This is a genomic window from Bacillus sp. EB600 (assembly GCF_024494385.1).
Lineage (GTDB): Bacteria > Bacillota > Bacilli > Bacillales > Cytobacillaceae > JAEVLT01.
On sequence record NZ_JAEVLT010000150.1, the window covers coordinates 1 to 546 of the forward strand.

A 546-nucleotide genomic window follows, 5' to 3' on the forward strand; every position below is an offset into this window, starting at 1 on the left:
CAAGCGTCCTTGCCAAAGTTATCTATGATAAATTTGCGCAATATTTACCGCTTTACCGTCAGGTAAAGGAATGGGAACGTTATGGTTTGAATACCAATGATAAGAATCTTTCCAATTGGGTCATTCGTGCAGCACATGATTGGTTATTGCCCGTTTATGAACGAATGAAACATTTGATGATGGCTAAATCTGTTTTACATGTTGATGAAACTTATGCGCAAATTATCAACCGATCCGATGGAAAATCTGGACAAACCAATGCCTATAATTGGGTGTTTCGAAGCGTGCCAAGCCAAGGGCCAATAATAACTCTTTTTCAAAGTTCATTATCACGTGCTCGGTCTGTCCTTGAGAGTTTCATTGAAGGCTTTTCTGGAACAATTATTTGTGATGGTTATTCTGTCTATGACAAAATTGAAGGTGTCACTTTCGCAAATTGTCTTGCGCACGTTCGTCGCTACTGGTTAAAAGTGGAGAGCAAAAATGGACAAATCGGTGTAAATTATTGTGATGATTTATATCGATTAGAAAGACAATTCAAACACC

1 protein-coding gene is annotated in these 546 nt (G+C 38.3%); it reads left to right on the forward strand.

Annotated features, from left to right (window positions below; all coding sequences use genetic code 11):
• Positions 1-546 (forward strand): IS66 family transposase (locus JN080_RS29030; RefSeq protein WP_256239372.1); only part of this gene is annotated, 546 nt, incomplete at both ends.